The following is a 19,731-nucleotide window of genomic DNA, read 5'->3' as shown; positions in this document are numbered from 1 at the left end:
AATTAACCAACCATTACTTTTTCTGTCGGATAATGATATTTTCCTTTCCTTACCCTTTCACCAAAGGCAAGCGCCAGTGTCAGTGGACCAACTCTGCCAGCAAACATCGTGATAGTGATTAAAACCCTGCTGATATCAGATAGCTGCCCGGTAATTCCTGTTGAAAGTCCCACTGTACCAAAGGCAGAAACTGTCTCAAATAAAACATCAATAAATTGAAAGTCTTCGATCACTAATAAAAGCGTAGTTACCAGTACAACCAGCCCAGCAGCCAGCATTGTAATAGTAAAAGCCTCATAGACGATCTTTTTTTCAAAGCGGCGGTTATATACTTCCATATCTTCTTTACCTGTTATCATGTTTTTTAAGGTAACAAGCATCACTCCAAAAGTAGTTGTTTTGATACCTCCACCGGTCGAGCCGGGTGAAGCACCAATAAACATTAAGATAATGATAATAAAGAGTGAAGACTGTTTTAGAGCTCCGGTTGCAACTGTATTAAAACCTGCTGTTCTTGGTGTTACAGATAAAAACATTGCTCCCAGTGTTTTATCAAGAAGTGGTAAACCAGCAAGAGTATTATCATATTCTAAAACAAAAAAGATAATAAAGCCAAAGATAAGTAAGGCTAAAGTAATTATAAGTACTATTTTTGTCTGCAGAGTTGTTTTTTTAAACCTGACTCTGTTATAAGCTTCTACCATTACCCCAAAACCTATACCACCGAGGATAATTAAGGCCATAATAACAAAGTTAATTGTTATATCACCGGTAAAGTTCTCCAGGCTGTTTCCAAAAAGATCAAAACCAGCATTATTAAAAGCAGATACTGCATGGAAAATAGCCAGATAAATTGCCCTCCCTGCAGGATAATCCTCAACCAGACGGAAAAATAAGATAACTGCAGCAGTTCCCTCAATTGCAAAGGTAAAACCAAGCAGATACTGAACCAGTCTCACCATACCTGAAATCTGATACTGATTTAAATCTTCCTGAATAATTAATCTTTCTTTTAAACTAATCTTTTTCCCAATTATAAAGGCAAATAAGGTAGACATTGACATGATACCTAATCCACCAATTTGGATCAAAAGCATAATAACTGTTGAACCAAAATGAGTAAAGGCTTCTTTAGTATTAACAACAATTAAACCTGTCACACAGGTGGCAGATGTGGCTGTAAATACTGCATCTACTGCATTTAAGCCCTGCCCATCTGTTGTCGCTATTGGCATCATTAAAAGTATTGAACCCAGCATGATAATAATAAAATAACCAAAGACTAAGTACTGTGCCGGGGTTAAATTTTTCTTGCTGATCTTCATTCTCCCTACTCCTCTCAAAACAAATCTATGTATTTATTAAATAAATCAAAACTCTATAAAATCAAAAAAACACTACAGATAGACTGTAGTGCCAATAGATAAATTTCACCATAATATAGAATATAATGGTGGCATCACGTCTGTCCCTTATTTAAAGTCTACGGAGTTAGCTGTCGGGCTAGAAGTAAAGGTCTTCTTCTAATATAGATTCGCCCCAAAAATTGGGTCCCCCGCTCTCAGATGAGATTAGACAACAGAATTATTTTCTTTCCTATATTAAAACACATTATAAATATTTTGTCAAATAAGTGATAAAAATAATTTCTTCCGAAGTAACAAAAACCCCCAGAAAACTCCATCAATAACTGAACAAAATGAAGTTTCTCTGAGGGTAAATAATCTCCAATTGAGATGCTAATTTTATTCGATTTTCCACCGTGATTTCACCGCAGTGAGCCTCAGCCACCGTTAAATACCGCAGTAAAATATACAGTATTTTACAACTATATGGGATATTTCCAACACTAGATTGCTGTTATGACAGGGATTATAAGAAAAGATGCTAATATAAGGAACTTCGACAAAACTCTCCGAAGCCTTGAGCGTAGGTTCGACTCCTACCGGGGGCACCATATATTATTTCTTGATAAAAAACAGTAAAATTTCAAGACTCAATTTTATTATCAATTATATTTCATGAAAGTTAAGATATTTCCTTTAATATTTCTTCTATTTTAGGTTTAGTTTCTGGTAAGTTGACTGTGATAACCTGCCAAATAATATTTAAATCTACTCCAAAATTTTCATGAATTACTATATTTCTTAAACCAATCATTCTTCCCCAGGAAACATTTTCATTTTCTTCATATATTTTTTTAGATAATTTATTAGCTGCTTCACCTATAATTTCAATATTTCTCAAAACTGCATCAATAGTTCGCTCATCTTTTTAAAAGTCTTCTTTTGTCATTTTCTCTGTATAATTAAATATTATAATTAAATATTTTATTCATTGCATTAATTCTATCCTTTAGAAACAAAAGATCTCTCCTCATTGGTATATCACATCTCTTAATATGTCTTCTTTTAATTCTGGTTTTAAAGCTTCTATAGTTACCAAATCAACTTCTCGCTCTAAATTTTCTTCTAAAAATTGTTTTAAATCTATAAATTCCCATCCTATATTTCCAGAAAACTCTACTAAAATATCTATGTCACTATCCTCATTTGCTTCATCTCTTGCAAATGAACCAAAAAGACCAATACGTTTTACTTTGTATTTTTTCTCTAAAATAGGTTTTAAATCCCTAATTTTTTCCTTGAGGGCTTTTTTATCCATAATTTCACTCCTTCTTTCGGTAGCGTTATTAACTATTGATATCATTATATCAATTACGGAGTTGAATAACCCTATAAAAAATCTCTATCTCGGCCGCTATACTGCTCTTTTATGAATTAATTTGTAAAATCACATCTTTCTTCTGGGCAGTATTAATATTGTCTACCCATGTAATCTACAAATCCTATAATTTTAACTTCTGATTTATCTATTTCTCCATAGTTCTCAATATCTGGTTCTAATCTTACCTTGCTATCATTAATAATATAGTATCTTTTTATTGTTCTGTTGTAATCACCACCTTTTCTAATTATCACTAGTATTGTAGACCCATTTGCAGGCTCATTATTTGCTGGTCTTATTAAAATGTAATCACCTTTAATAATCCTCCAATACTTGAAATTATTGTTTGTTATCTTTAAAGCATAAGATGAATCTGTAACATAACTTTCTGGAAAAATAAAGTAGTCTTCCGCAACACATTCTTTCTTATCATCCCAAAAAGATTCATTATCATAATTGTAACTGGGAACCACTTCTCTAGGATTTATATCTTCTACTTTCTCTATATACTCAGAAAGCATTTTATTAATAGACCTTACTTTCTTATCATTCTTATCACCTAAAATATACTTTTCATCAAGATATCCTGCAGCCACCATTAATTCTACATAGCGGACTTGATTATTATTTTCAGCTACTTTCTGCAGTATGTCTGGATTTGGTGGATTTTTTTGCTTTTTATTAAGTAAATTATTAAGGTATGGTCTGCTTACCCCCATTTCTTTTGCAAATTTTGAAACTGTTTTATCCTCACCCTTTGCTTTTTTGATTAAGTTAATTAGTTTATCCTTATTATACACATACATTTCTCTCACCTCACATTCATTATAATTCAATTTTGTATTAAATTCAAAACATTATTTAATATATTTTGTAATTTAGACTTTACTTAAGCTTCTATATATGCTATTATATTGTATATGCTATTATATACTCAATAAACATATCAGATAAGAAGTTTCCCTAATTTTCAATTTATGCTGCAAAAAAGGCGATTTAGTAATATTGAAATTTACTTGATTTTTCAGTAACAATACAATATTGAATTTAATAGGAGGAGATGAATATGTTGATAAAAAATAATTATTTAACTGCAGTATTCATTTTGCTTATTCTATTATTTGTTTTTTCTCAACCATATTGTGCACAGGCACAAAAAAACCAAAGTAATATAAATATTAAAAACGCACCAACTTTTAATCAAGAAATACTTATTATTATTGTATTAATATTTCTGCTTTTAGTTCTGTTTATATGGGAACCTCTTCCAATAGGTGTTATATCTTTATGTATCCCAGTTGTTTTAATTATATTCAATTTCTGGACGAAGGTCTCAGTTGAGGATGCTTTATCAGGATTTAGTAATTCAGCGACAATTACAGTTATGGCAATGTTTGTAATTAGTAGGGGAATTCAAAATAGTGGAGCAATGCAATTTCTAGGAAATAAAATTATTAAATATACTGGTGATAATGAGAAAAAACAAGTGATTGCAATAAGTGGACTGACAGGTATTATTGCTGGTTTTATTAATAACACTCCTACAGTTGCTACTTTTATACCTATGGTGACTGATTTAGCTAGAAAAACAAAAGTATCTCCCTCTAAATTGTTAATCCCACTCTCTTATGCTGCTATGCTGGGTGGTACATTAACTTTATTAGGGACATCCACTAATCTTTTAGGAAGTCAGGTATCTGCTCGCTTGATAAACCATCCTTTTTCCATGTTTGAATTCACAAAATTAGGGATAGTAGTATTTGTGGTGGGAATTTTATATTTAATAACAATTGGACACCGCTTAATACCCGAAAGAATTAGACATGATCTAAAAGATTATATAGAAGAATATGAGATAGAAAAATATTTAACTGAAATAAAAATAGCTGAAAATTCTCCTTTAATTGGACAGGATATAGGAGAATTATTGTCAAATAAGGGTAAGAATTTAGATATTATACAATTAAATCGCAATAATGAAAAATATATGGAACCTCTAGAATTAAAAACAATTAGGCCAAATGATCATTTGGTTATTAGAGCAGATTATGAAACTGTTTTAGAATTTGCAAAGATTAATGGGGTAATTATTCTACCAGAAATTAAAATTTCTCAGGCACAATTAGAAAACGAGATAACCGGGCAAAAAGTAATTGAATTAGTTATTCCTGATAACTCGTTTTTGAAAGGCAGGACTATAAATAATGTTAATTTCCTTAATCGTTATGATGCAAGTTTGCTTGCAATTAGACATGGAGGGGAAATTGCCCATACTGATATTAAAAATTTTTATTTGAGAGAAGGGGATGTTCTTCTATTACTGGCTGCTGAAAATACTATAGAAAGGCTAAAAGAAAATCAAAACTTTATAATAAGAGAAAGGGATGAAACAGAAACTATTGCTTATAAGCCTTCAGATATTATTTTATCAGTAGGAATTGCTTTTTCGATAATTATTTTGGCATCACTTAAAATATTGCCGATTCCGATTGCTACTTTAGCAGGTGTTGCAGCAATGGTTATCTTAAAATTAATAAATCCACAGGAAATATATGATTCAATTAATTGGGAAGTTATTTTTCTTTTAGCGGGTTTAATACCACTAGGGGTTGCAATTGAGCAGACTGGAACTGCTAAGTTTATAGCTAATCAGATTTTAAATATTGCAGGATTTTTACCGGATATTATTGTTTTGGCGATATTTTATTATATGACTACACTACTTACAGATATAATAAGTAATAATGCCACTGTGGTACTTATGATTCCGGTGGCAATAAATGCTGCAGATCAGATTGGAGCAAATCCTTTTGCCTTTGTTTTAGCAGTAACATTTGCTGCTAGTGCTTCGTTTGCGAGCCCGGTAGGCTACCAAACAAATTTAATGGTTTATGGACCGGGAGGTTATAAATTTAGGGATTATGTGTTAGTAGGAGCACCTTTAGAAATAATAATGGCTGTTATAGTACCAATTGCTATTTCAATATTTTGGGGATTATAAAACATATAAGAGATAGTTTGTTTAGCTGGCTGGATTTTTGTCTTAAATAATAAAGATCTTTACCATTTTTTAAATTATATTACAAAAAAAGGGGGATATAGGAATAATCATTAGATATTTAAAATGTTATAACCTTACTATTACTTTTTAGATAATCAGTTAAAGGTTCTCCCATATATTTAACATCAATACCCAGTTCTGCTAAATCATCGGCAACACCATACTGATCAGCACATGCCTGACAGGCTTCAACTTCAATTCCTTCTTCGATAAATTCTTTAATCTGCTCCTGCAGTTCCTGATCCTCACTTAACAGTTTTGAGGATGGTCCCCAAACTATAAATTTAATATCCTGCCACCATCCTCTTGTTTTAGCATTAAGCGTGTACATAAAAACCATTTTTTTAGCTACTTCTTTATCTCCACTTGTCCATAAAACAACTAAACTATTTTCATCTGCCATTTTATTCAACTCCTCTTTTTTGTTTAATTTACAAATTATTAATTATTGTCTGGGGTTCTGTGCGAACAGTATAATCTAAATTCAGATCGACAAATTCTATTTCCCTTTCCTGATTTATAATATAGGCTGCAGGCAGTGCCTGTTGATAGGTGTTTAACTGGAGATTACAGTAATGATACCAGATTTTGCTACAAATTTCAATCTTTAGCTTATCTGGACTTTCCCCATTTTTTATATACTGCTGCAAAAAGGGGAGATGCAGGAATATTGAAATTTTTAGTCAATGAATCTTAACGAAATGAAGGAAGAAATAGGGTTGAACTGCAGGATGGAGTGAGCTAATCATGAGTCAGGAGGACTCATTGATTAGTGTGCCCTATTTCACACCCGAATTGAGTTTTAGATAAATCTAAAAATTTCGTTGATGACTAAAGCCCCCTTTTTGCAGCTTGAAAATAAATTTTGGGGAAACCCCTGTTAGCTTATTCATCAGATCAATCCCTTTCTTTTATTTGATTTCAGGATCAATAATATCTTTAATGGTTGTCTGTTCAAGTTCAGCCAGCATTTTTTGATAGGCCCTTCCAAATACACGATGGATTTTACACCTATCTTTAATTGAACAGCCGTGAATATCATCAACACATTCAAATACATTGTCTTTAGCTTCAAAAAGTTCCATTATTTGAGCCAAATTTATATTATCAGCATTATTAGCTAAAGTATATCCCCCCCTTTTTCCCTCAGCAGAGCTTACAATTCCAGCTGCTGATAATTTCTGCATTACCTTTGCCAGATAAGATGAAGATACATTTTCTAAATCTGCTAATTCTTTTACTGAAAGTTCCTGGCCTTTATTTCGGGCTAAGATCATTAAGGCATGGACTGCATAATCCGTTTTTCGTGAAGTTTTCATATACTTAAAATATCTCCTTTTTTAACTTTAATTCTAATTATATAAATGACAGGCAGCTAAATGACCTATCTCTACCTCTTTTAGTTCCGGTTCTACCTTTTTACATTTATCAAAACTATATTTACAGCGGGGATGAAAACTGCAGCCGGCTGGTGGATTAATTGGGCTCGGAACTTCTCCTTCTATAATTTCATGCTCCTGATAATTCCAGTTATCATTTATTCCTCTTAATGAAGAAAATAATGCTTCTGTATAAGGATGAACAGAATTGTTGAAAATAGTATCAGTATCTGTGATTTCAACTATTTTACCCAGGTACATTACTGCCACCTTATTGCTGATATATCTTACCTCATGTAAATTATGAGAAATCCAGAGATAGGTCAGCTGATATTCCTGCTGCAGCTTTTTCATTAAATTCAAAACTGCCGACATTATCGAAATATCAAGACCGGAAGTTGGTTCATCACAGACTATAAATTCAGGCTGCAGAGCAAGAGCTCTGGCAATTCCAACTCTTCGGGCCTGACCACCACTTAATTCGTGGGGGAAAAGCTCAGAATACCTTTTAGAAAGTCCCACTAGATCCAGCAGTTCCCAGACTCGATCCAGCAGATTTAAATCATCCTTAATCTGGTCATGGATGTATAGAGGTTCGGAAACTATCTCTTCTACAATAAAGCGAGGATTTAAAGAAGAGCGGGGATCCTGCAGAATCATCTGGGCATCTTCTCTAAAGGCTTTCAGCTCCTGTTTATTAAAATTATTTATTGACCTGCCTTTATACAAAATTTCTCCAGCTGTCGGTTCAATCAATCGCAAAACAGAACGAGCCACTGTTGTCTTACCACAGCCGCTTTCCCCGACTACAGCCAGGGTATCCTCCTTCTCTATCTTAAAACTTACATCATCAACTGCCTTAACCTTAATTGGACCTTTATTGGCCAGTTTGTAAAGCAGGCCGTCATTATTGACAAAATATTTTTTTAAATTTTTAACCTCAACTAAAGCCATTTTTATATCTCCTTAACGGTCATTTAAAAAACAGGCTGAAAAATGCTCTGAAGCTATTTTTTCAAGCCGGGGATCTTCCTGCCGACAGCGTTCAAAACTATAGCTGCAGCGGGGATGGAAATTACATCCGACTGGATAATTACCAGGATCAGGAACCTGTCCGGGAATTGTCTGCAGTTCTTCTGTTTTTTTATAATCCGGCAGACATTTTAAAAGTGCCTCAGTATAAGGATGGTTGGGGTGATCAAATAACTCTCTGGTCTGAGCAACCTCAACTATCCGCCCTGCATACATCACTGCAATCCTATCACTTAAACCGACAACAACTCCTAAATCGTGACTGATATATAGAATAGATGTTTTGTACTCATCTACTAGATTGGATAGTAAGTTTAAAATTTGGGCCTCCACTGTCAGATCAAGAGCTGTTGTCGGCTCATCTGCAATCAAAAGAGAGGGGTTGGAAATAAAGGCCATGGCCAGCATCACCCGCTGCTTCATCCCACCACTAAACTGATGGGGATATTCTCCAAATCTGTATTCTGGATCTGAAATGCCAACTTTTTTTAAAATTTCAACCGCTTCTTTTTTTAGTTCTTTTCTACTTTTTTGTTTTTTAGACTTAAAATACAGTACGTCAAGAATTTGAGTTCCCACTTTAAAGACTGGATTTAAAGCATTCTGAGGATTCTGAATCACCATTGCCATTTCCTGACCTCGAATCTGATCATTAAAATCTTTTTCGGATAAATTGCAGATATCTTTACCTTTAAAAAATATACTTCCCTCTGCTATTCTGGCTGAATCTGGCAGCAATCTTAAAATTGTTTTTCCAAGAGTAGATTTACCAGAGCCGCTTTCTCCAACAAGAGCCAGGATTTCACCACTGTCAAGTTCCAGATTTATGTCCTGCAGTACCCTTAAATATTTCCCTTTATTTCTATATTCAACTGCTAAATTATTAATCTTTAAGATTTTATCGGGCATAAGAACTTATACCTCCTGGTTTAATTTTGGATTTAAAGCCACCCTCAGACTCTCAGCAAAAGTCGAAAACCCTAGCATAGTCAGCATTATTGCCAGAGCCGGCCAGAGAATCATTAAGGGAGCAGTCTGAATATACTGATATGACTCCTGCAGCATTACTCCCCAGCTGCTTAAAGGAGGCTGTAAGCCCAGACCAAGAAAAGAAAGTCCTGCTTCCCACATGATCATTGAGGCCATATCCATTCCACTTAAGACAAGAACTGAAGCAAAAATATTGGGCAAAATATGTTTAAAAATTATGCGGGAGTTATCTGCTCCCAGTGATCTGGCTGCCTCAACAAAATCCTCTTCTTTTTCAGAGAGAGTTTCTGCTCTGACCACTCTGCCATAGCGGGGCATAATTGTCACTCCAAGAATAACTATTACACTTAATAATGAAGGCCCAATTATAGAAAGCAGAACTAAAATTAAAATTATTGGTGGAAAAGCCCTGATCACATCAAAGATAAATAAAATTATACTCTCCAGTATTCCCCCAACATAGGCTGCCAATAGTCCCAGAATTATTCCAATAATTACTGAGATAATAATCCCACCAAAAGAAACCAAAACTGCCGGACGAGCTGCATATATTAGACGGCTTAAAATATCTCTGCCCAGGCTGTCAGTACCAAGCAAATTTTGCAGACTTGGTCCTTCCAACCTTTTAGTCACATTGGTTTTATAGGGGTCAGCAGGAGCAATCAGGGGTGCAAAAATAGCTGAAATCAAAATCAGCATGATTACTGAGCCGCCGAGATATGCTTTGTAATCTTTTTTCATTATTTTAATTACTCTAGCACTCTTTTTTTGAAAGCGAAAAAATTTCTGACTCTTAAACATGTCTAACCTCCAGCAGTTTATTTTTGTTTGATTCTGGGATCAAAATAGGCATATGAGATATCAGCAACTAGATTTGCAATTACAAATAAAAGGGCAGCTACTAAAACTCCGCCTCTAACCAGGGGAAGATCACGTTCATTAACCGAATCAACAATCAATCTACCCAGCCCGGGACGGTTAAAAATTACTTCTACAAAAACTGCTCCACCAAGCAGCCTGCCTATACCAAGCCCAATTACTGCAATGATAGGTTTAATTGCTTTTTTTAAAGCATATTTATAAAGAATATAATAACGGGGAATCCCAAATGATTTTTCAGTCTGAATGAACTCCTGATCCAGGGTTTCGAGCATTGAACTTCTGGTTAAGCGAGCAATATAACCGGTCCAGCCAACCGAAAGAGCCAGAGCAGGTCCAATTAAGTGATGAATGCTGTCTAATAAGCCGCCATCACCAATTCCAATTGAGGGCAGCAGATTAAAATTAACTGAAAAAACAACTATTAATAATACCCCGGCAATATAGGTTGGAGTTGAAGCAGTAATAAATGAAAGCATAGTTAAAAACTTTTCAAAATAACTGTTATTATAATTTGCTGCCAGGAGGCCAATAGAAATTCCGTTAAAAACAGCCAGGCCCATCCCGGCCAGGGTTAAAATAACTGTGTAAGGCAGAACATCTAAAATGACTTTTAATACTGAGCGATCTCTAAAAATTGAAGTCCCAAGGTCTCCTTTAATAATATTCTGTAAGTAGATTAAATAACTCTGATACCATGGTTTGTCAAGTCCAAGTCGGCTCTCAAGTTCCTCTGCCATTTCTGGAGTGGCTCTGGGACCAAGTATAATATCTGCTGGATCTCCCGGCAGTAAATAACTGAGGCTGAATAACAATAATAAGACTGTAAGAATAGTTGGAATCACCCATAAAAAGCGTTTTGTGATATAGATAAACATATAGCTAATCCTCCAGCTTTTAAATTTAAAAGAATAAAGCTTTTTGGTTTAATTAGAATCATTTGGAATCCCCAATAAATTGTTTGGATAAAACCTGAATCTAAATATTTAAATCCAAATTCAGGTTTGCAGTGTTATAATGTTTTTTTATTCTTCGCTGCTGGTTATTAACCAGGGCAGAACTACTCCATCAGGTGAAAAAACCGGCGTAATTTCAGTAGTCCAGGCAGGTGTTTTAACTCCATGGGTAACCCAGATTCCAATCGAGTCGTCATTCATCAGCTGCTGCATTTTCTTGTAATTTTCAGCCCGCAGATTACTGTCCAGGGTAGTTTCAGCTTCCTGCCAGAGATTATCATATTCCTTATTTGACCAGTGGAACAAGTTCCACTTTCCAAGCTGTTCACTCAAATTCCACTGAAAATTATAGCCTGGATCAACAGTGTTGGTAAATCTGGCATAGGTAATATCATAACTGCCGTCCTGCCAGCGGTCAATTTTTGGTCCAACCTCCAGGGCTTCGATATTTAAATCAATATTAAAGCGTGATAACTGATCCTGAATTAGAGCTCCAATTAATCTTCTTTCTTCATTGGCGTCAGTTACATACTCCAGCTCAAAACCTTCTCCTTCGGGATAACCCGCTTCTGCCAGCAGATTCCAGACATAATCTTCTCCCACGTCTTCCAGCTTAAAATCAGGAGCCTGCCAGTAACCGGTCATATCTTCAAGCAAAATTGAGTTGGCTCTTTCTGCCTTACCGGCAAAGGCTCCAATCAAAATTTCTTCTGGATTAATTATATACCTTAAGGCTTCTCTTAGTTTCTTATTATTCAGTGGTTTCTTACTGGTATTGAAAGCAACATATTGAATTGCCAGGTCTGGATAAATTTCAGCTTCAAACTTCTCCATTTGACTTATCTGATCAAAGTTGTCAAGAGTAAGCTGGCCAATATCGATCTCTCCAGACTGTAAAGCCAGTTCCTGAGATGTAGGATCAGACATCGGCATAAATACTATTTCACCATATTCAGCCCCTGCCTCAAAATAATCATCATTTCTCTTTAGTGTTATATTATTGTTGACATCCCATTCTTCAAAAACATAAGGTCCAGTACCAATTGGGTTGCTGGCAAATTTTTCTCTTCCCATCTCTTCAACTGCCTTTTTGCTGACAATCAAACCGGCATTAAAAGGTAAGGTAGAAGTGAAAAGTCTTCCCATTGGCTGTGTCAAAATCAATTTAACTGTATACTGATTGATAACTTCAACTCGTTCCAGATTAATAAATGACTGTGCTTCTGGTGAATTTGCATCTTCTGCGATTATTCTTTCAAAAGAAAATTTAACATCTTCAGCAGTAAATTCCCCGTAATCTTTATGAAACTCTATTCCTTCTTTCAGCTGAAAAGTGATTTCTGTGTTATCTTCCGAAATCTCCCACTCTTTTGCCAAATCAGGCACTACCTCAAATGTTCCCGGCTTATATTTAACAAGTCCATTAAAAATTGAATTCATAACCGGCCAGTCAGATAAAACCCGCTGCAGGTAGGCTGGATCAAGTGTCTGAGCCCTACCAGGTATAGCAATATTTAAACTGTCATCCTGAGCAGCTGCCGGATTAGTTAAAAGTCCTAAACATAAAACAGTAATTATGAATAAATATATATATTTATTTTTTAACATTTTGACCTCCTTCGATTCACTCTTCCTCCACAATACAAAAACTAATTTTAAATTTAAATATTTTCTTATCTCATTTCCTATCTATATTCTGGATTTGGATGATCGAAGCTGCAGCCTGCATCCCAGGCACTGCGCTGATTGCCGTGGGCAGTAATTCCATCATTTCCCTTAAGCATCTTGGCCAGGTGCATTAAATTCCAGGTCATAAAAGTTGTATTTCTCTGGGTAAAATCATTTTCCAAATTTTTTTCCATAATTGCCTTTGCTACATCCATTAATCCCCTTGTATTTGAGATCTTGGGTGATTTTTTAAGAGTACAGTTAATAAATAAAGCCTTTAAATTAGAAAAATCTTCGGTATTTTCTTCACACAATTTAAGCTGCTTTTCATTTAATTCCATTTTCCTGCCTCCTTTTAACTTAGATGTTAAATGTCCGCGTTTATGTTAAACTAATTATAGTACATTGATAATGAATTTACAAGCGCAAACTCAAAAATATAAGTTTATAATAAAATTTCTGCGATAATTGGAGTAGAAGGAAGTCCAAGTTGTGGAATTAATAAAAGCTGTTCTTCCCAAAAATGGGGAGAAAGTTTTTCTACTGATAAAATAAAATTAGACAAAACATTAGCTACTTTTTCGTGTACTCTAATCTAATTTATTCTTTGCTTTGTACCAATTGTTTGAGCTTTCTTTTCTTAGGCGTTTCATTTTGGATTTTGCTTGTAACTTCTCTCAACCAATTTAATTCTTTTTTTAGTTCAGATAATTATGCAGCAAATTTAGAATATAACAAGAATTTATCGTTTTTAGATTGACCCTGGAAGTGGTTATTATCGAAAGTTTTTGTTTATGGAAAGAAGTAAGGGTATATTAACAAAAAACAACCAGATATTAAGATATCTGGCATATTTGAGATGAATTTTTTATTCTAATTCTAATAGTTCTTCCCACTCTTCATAAAGTTTTTCAAGCAGGCGGCTTTTTCTATCATATTTTTCTTTTAAATCCTGCAGCAGCTCAAAATTATCAATATTTTCTGGTTCTGTCATTTTAGTTTCGAGAATTTCCAATTCCCGTTCTGCAGCTGTGATTTCTTCTTCTATTTCCATAAATCGCTGCTGTTTTCTGTTTTCTTTAGCTCGTTTCTGCTTCTGCTTTTCATAATCTAATTTGCCTTTATTTACTTTGTCATCACTATCACTTTCCTTTGACTGATTATCCTTTTTCTTGTTTTTATAGTAACTATAACTGCCATAATATTTTTTTAAAGATTTATTTTCCAGCTCATATATATAATCAACTACTTTATCAAGAAAATATCTATCATGAGATACAGCTAAAACTGTACCCTCATAATTTTCCAGTGCTTCCTCTAATACTTCTCTGGAAGCAAGATCAAGATGATTAGTAGGTTCATCAAGGATTAAAAAATTATAATTACCAGTCATAAGCTGAAGCAGCCGCAGACGGCTTTTTTCTCCCCCACTCAGCTGAGAAACTTTTTTGAAAACATCATCTCCTGTAAATAAAAAGGCAGCAAGTAAATTTCTCGCTTCCGATTTTGTTACATATGTCTCCCTCTGCAGAGCAGTTATAAGATCATCATTTTCGTTAAAACCACTAAATTCCTGCCTATAAAAAGCTGGATAGACATTAGCACCAATTTTTACCTTACCAGAATCTGCTTCCAACTCACTCATTATAATTTTCAATAATGTTGATTTTCCTGAACCGTTATCTCCAATAACAGCCGCTTTATCTCCTCTAAAAAGTGATATATTAACATCATCCAGAAGCTCTAAATTGGAAAAGCTTTTGGAAAGATTACTGACTTTTAAAACTTCATCTCCACCTCGAATACCCTTATCCAGCGAAAGTTTAATCTTAGGAGCTTTTAATCTTGGTTTTTCGATACGATCAATTTTATCCAGTCTCTTCTGCATGGCTTTAGCTCTTTTAAACATTTTTTCACTATCACGAGATCTGCCCCAGACATAAAGCCGTTCTATTGCTTCTTCCAGCTGTTTAATCTTTTTTTGCTGGTTCTTATATTCTTTTAATCTCTGTTTATATCGGCGTTTTCTTTCTTTCTGATAGTAAGAATAATTTCCTGCATAATCTTCATTTTTACCATTTTTGATTTCTACTATTCTTTCAACCACATTATCCAAAAAATATCTATCATGTGAAATAACAAGTAAAGTTCCTTCATAATCTTTTAAGTAATTTTCCAGCCATTCCACAGATTTTAAATCAAGATGATTTGTCGGCTCATCAAGTAGCAAAATATCAGGTTTTAACAGAAGAAGTTTTATCAAACCAAGCCGTGTTTTTTCTCCTCCACTTAACTGGACCAGCTTTTTATTAAATATTTCTTTTTCACTAAAACCAAGTCCAACAGCAACTTGCTTAATTCTGCTTTCGTATTCATATCCAACTCCAGCATTAAATTCCTGCTGTAAATCACTGTATTCTTGCATCAATTTTTCCAATTTTAATTTTACTTCCTGAGATTCATCAGCTTTTTCACCAAGCTGAGCAATCTTTTTTTCCATCTTATTTAAATTATCTATCATTTCAATTACATCAGCAAAAACAGATAAAAGTTCATCATAAATCGTCTTATCATCTGCAAAATCCGACAGTTGTTTTAAGTATCCAATCGTTTTATCACTGCGGATGGAAATATTACCCTCACAGCTCTCTAAACCTGCAATTATTTTAAAAACTGTTGTTTTCCCGGAACCATTTGCTCCTATTAATCCCACTCTTTCGCCTTTATTTAAGTTAAGAGAAAAACTCTTTAAAACATCTGTTATTCCATATGATTTTTTGATATTATTTATATTTAGTATTGACATTAAAAACACCGCTTTTATGTTTTTTCCTGGACTAAGGAAGCTGGTAGCTGCTTTCTTTATCATTCGGTCTAAAAAGAACTGCAATTCCTCCAATAACCTGTACTACTGATGCAGCTGCAGCTGCAGCCAGCTCATCAGCACAAGATTTTGTTGATCTACCTGTAGATTCTAAAATACGAACCTTTAATAATTCATGATCTTCTAATGCTTTATCAACCTGATTTATTACTGATTCATTTATCCCATCTTTACCTACATGAACAACAGGGTCAAGATTATTTGCTTGTGCACGCAGAAAACTTCTCTGCTTTCCAGTTAATTTTGACATATTTTTCACCTCTATTCTATATATTCAAATTCCATTGGTCCAATTACTACAGTTTCTTTTTCCTTCACATTTTCTTCTTTAAGCTTTTCATTTAAATTATAGTGTTTTAAAACTCTGAGCATTCTCTGAACAGCGGCATCATTATTAAAATCAGTTTTTTCTACAAAATCATTTACCACCGTCCCCAGAACTTCGTATCTTCCTTTTCCAACTTTTTTTATATATAATTCTTCCTTAAAATCAGGTTTAATAACTATTTCTTCTTCTTTTTTGCTTTTAACTTTAGGTAAATCTTCCAGCAGCTGTCCAATTCTATATACCAGATTTTTTGTGCCCTCTCCAGTAACTGCCGAGATAGGAAAAACTTCATATCCTTTTTTGTTTAATTTTCTCTTTACCCGCTCAATATTTTTTTCTGCCTCTCTGAGGTCAATTTTGTTAAGAGCAGCAATTTGGGGTAATGAGAAAAGATAATCATTATACTTTTTTAACTCATAATTTATTTTGTCGAAATCATCCAGTGGGTCTCTTCCCTCTATTCCCGAAACATCTATTACATGAACCAATAATTTTGTTCGTTCTAAATGTTTCAAAAATTCATCTCCAAGGCCGGTACCTTTATGTGCTCCTTCTATAATTCCAGGAATATCAGCCATCACAAATGACTGGTATTCACCATAACTTACAACTCCCAGATTAGGATGTAGGGTTGTAAAATGATAGGGTGCTATTTTAGGCTCAGCATGTGAAACCTGCGAAATCAGTGTAGATTTACCCACATTAGGATATCCTACAAGTCCAACATCAGCCAGCACTTTTAATTCCAGCCGTAGTTTGCGTTTTTCCCCTTTTTTTCCGTTCTCTGAAAATTTAGGAGCTTTACGAGTAGATTTTTTAAATCTTGCATTTCCTTTACCACCACTGCCACCTTCAGCAGCAATAAATCTTTCCTGACCTTCCTTAAGGTCAACAAGAAATTCATCAGTATCAGCATCATAAACTTCTGTTCCTGGTGGAACCTTCAGTATTAAATCCTCACCATTTTTACCGTGCTGATTTTTTCCGGCCCCATTTTTCCCATTTTCTGCCTGATAAATGTTGTTATAGCGGAAATCAGCTAGAGTATTCATACCTTCATCAACTTCAAGTATAATACTGCCGCCATCTCCACCATCTCCGCCATCAGGGCCACCCATATCAATATATTTTTCTCTGTGAAAACTGACAACACCATTTCCACCATCTCCAGCTTTTACAGTAAATTCTACTTCATCTATGAACATATATTTCACCTCCTGTAATTAGAACCGTTACATCTAATATAATAACAATTTACAGATACTTTTCTAAACATCAGATATTATATAACACTAATAATACAAGAAAAACCCCCAGTACTAAACAGCACTGAGGGATAATATTTCATATATTAGCTTGAAATAGCAGCAACCTGACTTTCAGTATATACACTAATCTGGCGGTTTTTTCTGCCTTTTCTCTCAAATTTAACAAATCCATCTACTTTGGAGAATAATGTATCATCACTACCTCTGCCTACATTTAAACCTGGCTTAAATTTAGTACCTCTTTGACGCACTAAAATACTGCCGGCAGACACAAATTCACCGTCAAACTCTTTTACTCCCAGTCGTTTCGATTCACTATCACGACCATTTTTGGAACTACCAACACCCTTTTTCTGGGACAATCTCTCCACCCCCCTTAAACAAAAAATTAAAATAATATTTATGCTTCAATACTTTCAATCAAAACTTTAGTATACGGCTGTCTGTGCCCGGTTTTTTTACGATATCTAATTTTAGGTTTATATTTGAAAACCACAATCTTCTTATTTTTACCCTGCTCGATAACTTTAGCCTTTACTGATGCTCCATCAACAAAAGGAGTTCCAGCTTTAAAACCATCATCATCAGAAAAAGCTAAAACTTTATCAAATTCTACTATTTCTCCTTCTTCTACAGGGAGTTTTTCTACTTTAATGATCTGGTCTTCTTTTACACGGTATTGTTTCCCGCCAGTTTTAATAATTGCATACATTTCTACATACACCTCCCCTACCTCAGACTCGCCGGATAAAGGTACTCATATTACAAATGAGATTTCAGACCTTTCCCGTGCGGTTTTGGCATTCTCACCTAAGTGAGGATCTGAAAAATTAATTCCAGATATTTATTTTAGCATATTATTTAATTATAGTCAAGTTAAATGTGCTCTGGCATAAGTCCGATGCAGATCATCAATTTCTATTTCTACATCAGTTCCTACCATATTACCTGCTCCATTAACTATAATTATAAAGCCATCAATTCTAGCTATACCAGAACTGGAATTACTTGCATGTTCTTCTTCTATTACAACCCTCATCCTGTCTCCAGGATTGATATCCAAACTATCGGGCTTCATTTCCTCTTTGCTTCCTTTTTCTAGCACAATATCTTCATATCTTAATTCTGCATTACCAGAAATATAAATATTTATACCAAACTCATCTTCCAGTTCTTTAAGCTTATCTCCACCTGAACCAATCAGCACAGCTGCAACTTCCGGATGCAGTTCAAGTGCTATTGCCTGATAATTTTCTCTAGAAGTTATTTCATCAATTTTTCTTATAACTTTCATTGCAACAGTTGATTCAGATAAAACCTGTCCTGTTCCTCCACAGCAGGGACAATCTTTCTGCATCAATGTTCCAAAACCTTCTCTAACCTTTTTTCTAGTCATCTCAAGAAGACCAAGCTGGGTTAAACCTAAAATAGATGTTTTTGTCCTGTCTTTTTTTAATTCACCTTCCAGCAGATTTATTACTTCCTGCTGATCTTCATATTTTTTCATATCAATAAAATCAATAATAATTATACCACCTATATCTCTCAATTTTAACTGACGGGCAATCTCTTCTGCAGCTTCTTTATTGGTTTTAACTATAGTGTCCTGCAGGTTTTTTTTGCCCACAAATTTACCTGTATTTACATCAATAGAGACAAGGGCTTCAGTATTATCTATAACAATATAACCACCTGATTTTAACCAGACTCTCCTTTTTAAAAGACTTTCAATTTCTTTTTCTATATTATATGCTGCCAGAATAGGTATATTCCTCTGATAAAGTGCGATTCTGCTTTTTAACTCTGGCGCAAAAGTTGATGTTAAGTCCATTAATCTCTGATAATCTTTTTTGTCATCTACCACTACTCTATCAATATTATGATCTAAATAATCCCTTATTAAATTTTTTAAGAGGTCTTCTTCCTGATAAAGTCTTTCTATACTGGAACTTTTTAAAAACTGATTCCTAATTCTTTTCCAGGTACCAGAAAGGAAATTATAGTCATTTTTAAAACTATTAAAATCTTTTTTATAAGCATTTGTTCTAATAATTAAACCTTCTTTATCAGATTTAAGCTCTGCCGCAATATCACGCAATCTGTCCCTTTCGTCATTATCAGTAATACGCCTGGAGACACCAATTTTACTGTCAAAAGGAATATATACAAAATATCTACCCGGTATGGAAATTTTACAGGTTACTTTTGCACCTTTACTGCCCATCGGCTCTTTAACTACCTGTACCAACAGCCACTGTCCTGGCTGAAGTACATGTTTAATATTTAATTTCTTTTCTTTCAACATATTTTTTTGATTATTATCCAGAAGTGGATAAAGATCATTTAAATGAATAAATGCGTTTTTAGAAATACCTATATCAACAAAAGCAGCCTGCATACCCGGAAGAACATCCTGGACTCTTCCCCGGTAAATATTGCCTGCAATTTTGTGATAAGTATCTCTTTCAAAAAATAAATCTTCTAAAGAATTATTATTTACCAGTGCTGCCCTTCTTTCTCTATATTCTGAATTAATAATTATCTGTCTGCTCATCGTTC

The 19,731-nt window shown here is 34.3% G+C and carries 18 protein-coding genes, 1 pseudogene and 1 riboswitch; of the genes and pseudogenes, 1 reads left to right on the top strand and 18 read right to left on the bottom strand.

Features of this window, described 5'->3' with window-relative positions; translation table 11 throughout:
* Positions 1 to 2 precede the first annotated feature (2 nt).
* The 4 genes from DER71_RS02455 to DER71_RS02440 all read right to left on the bottom strand — a co-directional run bounded on the left by DER71_RS02455 (position 3) and on the right by DER71_RS02440 (position 3,533).
* A complete protein-coding gene (locus tag DER71_RS02455) occupies positions 3 to 1,325 on the bottom strand; it encodes a TrkH family potassium uptake protein (RefSeq protein ID WP_108142509.1) in 1,323 nt (440 codons plus the stop codon).
* A 140-nt stretch (positions 1,326 to 1,465) separates the two neighbouring features.
* A riboswitch (cyclic di-AMP (ydaO/yuaA leader) is annotated at positions 1,466 to 1,588 on the bottom strand.
* 440 nt (positions 1,589 to 2,028) lie between these two features.
* On the bottom strand, positions 2,029 to 2,247 hold the full coding sequence (locus DER71_RS12150) for a DUF86 domain-containing protein (protein WP_233486968.1): 219 nt from the start codon (positions 2,245 to 2,247) through the stop codon (positions 2,029 to 2,031).
* 129 nt (positions 2,248 to 2,376) lie between these two features.
* Positions 2,377 to 2,664, bottom strand: coding sequence for a nucleotidyltransferase family protein (locus tag DER71_RS02445; protein WP_233486967.1), 288 nt, complete (start codon positions 2,662 to 2,664; stop codon positions 2,377 to 2,379).
* Between the two features lie 152 nt (positions 2,665 to 2,816).
* A complete protein-coding gene (locus DER71_RS02440; RefSeq protein ID WP_114457519.1) occupies positions 2,817 to 3,533 on the bottom strand; it encodes a LexA family transcriptional regulator in 717 nt (238 codons plus the stop codon).
* 260 nt (positions 3,534 to 3,793) lie between these two features.
* Here DER71_RS02440 and DER71_RS02435 point away from each other — a divergent pair, with 260 nt between their 5' ends.
* Positions 3,794 to 5,728 carry an SLC13 family permease gene (locus DER71_RS02435; RefSeq protein ID WP_233487362.1) on the top strand — a complete coding sequence of 645 codons (1,935 nt, stop codon included), beginning with the start codon at positions 3,794 to 3,796 and terminating at the stop codon, positions 5,726 to 5,728.
* A 118-nt stretch (positions 5,729 to 5,846) separates the two neighbouring features.
* On the opposite strand, the gene DER71_RS02430 is transcribed toward DER71_RS02435, so the two are convergent.
* From DER71_RS02430 to DER71_RS02360, 14 genes and pseudogenes are all read right to left on the bottom strand, one after another.
* On the bottom strand, positions 5,847 to 6,191 hold the full coding sequence (locus tag DER71_RS02430) for a DsrE family protein (RefSeq protein ID WP_114457517.1): 345 nt from the start codon (positions 6,189 to 6,191) through the stop codon (positions 5,847 to 5,849).
* 508 nt (positions 6,192 to 6,699) lie between these two features.
* Complete coding sequence (locus DER71_RS02420) at positions 6,700 to 7,107, bottom strand: Rrf2 family transcriptional regulator (protein ID WP_089655698.1); 408 nt, start codon at positions 7,105 to 7,107, stop codon at positions 6,700 to 6,702.
* Positions 7,108 to 7,140: 33 nt separating this feature from the next.
* Complete coding sequence (locus DER71_RS02415; protein ID WP_114457515.1) at positions 7,141 to 8,121, bottom strand: ABC transporter ATP-binding protein; 981 nt, start codon at positions 8,119 to 8,121, stop codon at positions 7,141 to 7,143.
* Positions 8,122 to 8,133: 12 nt separating this feature from the next.
* The gene (locus tag DER71_RS02410) at positions 8,134 to 9,108 is read right to left on the bottom strand and encodes an ABC transporter ATP-binding protein (protein WP_114457514.1); all 975 of its coding nucleotides are present in this window, start codon (positions 9,106 to 9,108) and stop codon (positions 8,134 to 8,136) included.
* A 6-nt stretch (positions 9,109 to 9,114) separates the two neighbouring features.
* Positions 9,115 to 9,990 (bottom strand): ABC transporter permease, encoded by an 876-nt coding sequence (locus DER71_RS02405; RefSeq protein WP_089655701.1) that lies wholly within the window; start codon positions 9,988 to 9,990, stop codon positions 9,115 to 9,117.
* A gap of 17 nt (positions 9,991 to 10,007) precedes the next feature.
* The gene (locus DER71_RS02400; RefSeq protein WP_114457513.1) at positions 10,008 to 10,946 is read right to left on the bottom strand and encodes an ABC transporter permease; all 939 of its coding nucleotides are present in this window, start codon (positions 10,944 to 10,946) and stop codon (positions 10,008 to 10,010) included.
* A gap of 147 nt (positions 10,947 to 11,093) precedes the next feature.
* Positions 11,094 to 12,632 (bottom strand): ABC transporter substrate-binding protein, encoded by a 1,539-nt coding sequence (locus tag DER71_RS02395; RefSeq protein ID WP_114474252.1) that lies wholly within the window; start codon positions 12,630 to 12,632, stop codon positions 11,094 to 11,096.
* A 77-nt stretch (positions 12,633 to 12,709) separates the two neighbouring features.
* Positions 12,710 to 12,871 (bottom strand): annotated as a pseudogene (locus DER71_RS12455) (flavodoxin family protein); the annotation flags it as partial.
* A gap of 689 nt (positions 12,872 to 13,560) precedes the next feature.
* Complete coding sequence (abc-f, locus tag DER71_RS02385; protein ID WP_114457582.1) at positions 13,561 to 15,498, bottom strand: ribosomal protection-like ABC-F family protein; 1,938 nt, start codon at positions 15,496 to 15,498, stop codon at positions 13,561 to 13,563.
* Positions 15,499 to 15,529: 31 nt separating this feature from the next.
* Entirely contained in the window at positions 15,530 to 15,826 is a 297-nt protein-coding gene (gene yhbY / locus DER71_RS02380; protein ID WP_114457510.1) for a ribosome assembly RNA-binding protein YhbY, read from the bottom strand.
* A gap of 11 nt (positions 15,827 to 15,837) precedes the next feature.
* Positions 15,838 to 17,109 carry a GTPase ObgE gene (gene obgE / locus DER71_RS02375; protein ID WP_114457509.1) on the bottom strand — a complete coding sequence of 424 codons (1,272 nt, stop codon included), beginning with the start codon at positions 17,107 to 17,109 and terminating at the stop codon, positions 15,838 to 15,840.
* Positions 17,110 to 17,255: 146 nt separating this feature from the next.
* Positions 17,256 to 17,534, bottom strand: a complete 279-nt coding sequence (gene rpmA / locus DER71_RS02370; RefSeq protein ID WP_114457508.1) for a 50S ribosomal protein L27 — start codon at positions 17,532 to 17,534, stop codon at positions 17,256 to 17,258.
* Positions 17,535 to 17,572: 38 nt separating this feature from the next.
* On the bottom strand, positions 17,573 to 17,884 hold the full coding sequence (rplU, locus tag DER71_RS02365; protein ID WP_114457507.1) for a 50S ribosomal protein L21: 312 nt from the start codon (positions 17,882 to 17,884) through the stop codon (positions 17,573 to 17,575).
* A gap of 159 nt (positions 17,885 to 18,043) precedes the next feature.
* On the bottom strand, positions 18,044 to 19,726 hold the full coding sequence (locus DER71_RS02360) for an Rne/Rng family ribonuclease (protein WP_114457506.1): 1,683 nt from the start codon (positions 19,724 to 19,726) through the stop codon (positions 18,044 to 18,046).
* Positions 19,727 to 19,731 lie beyond the last annotated feature (5 nt).

It is taken from the genome of Halanaerobium sp. DL-01, from assembly GCF_003338615.1.
Taxonomy (GTDB): Bacteria; Bacillota; Halanaerobiia; order Halanaerobiales; family Halanaerobiaceae; genus QPJE01.
The sequence above is the reverse complement of the archived record's forward strand: the minus strand, read 5'-3'. Positions and strand labels throughout refer to the sequence as shown.